Origin of the sequence: Bradyrhizobium uaiense, from assembly GCF_010811875.1 — a bacterium.
GTDB lineage: Bacteria > Pseudomonadota > Alphaproteobacteria > Rhizobiales > Xanthobacteraceae > Bradyrhizobium > Bradyrhizobium uaiense.
In genome coordinates this window covers 1-242 of record NZ_VKHP01001030.1, presented here as the reverse complement: position 1 = coordinate 242, position 242 = coordinate 1, and the positions used below count along the sequence as shown (strand labels likewise).

The following is a 242-nucleotide window of genomic DNA, read 5'->3' as shown; positions in this document are numbered from 1 at the left end:
CCGCAGGCTTTCCGCGGCGAGCGCCTTGCCATTCGCCCCTCGCCAAACAGTGCGCAATACGGGGTCTTCTTCGCCGCCCACCAAGTCGCTATCATTGACTTGGCGAGCGGAAAAAGTGTCGGCCATGCCCCCGAACACCCGTCGGTCATGTCCCCGGGCTGAACATCAAGCCGGGCGATGACAGATGTGGATGGGGACGCAGCGCGGCCGTTATTTGCCCTTGAAGTTGGGCGCGCGCTTGT

Annotated in this window: 1 pseudogene; it reads left to right on the top strand. The window is 63.2% G+C overall.

What is annotated here, in order from left to right:
- Positions 1 to 162 (top strand): annotated as a pseudogene (locus tag FNJ47_RS48630) (IS481 family transposase); the annotation flags it as partial.
- Between the last annotated feature and the right edge of the window lie 80 nt (positions 163 to 242).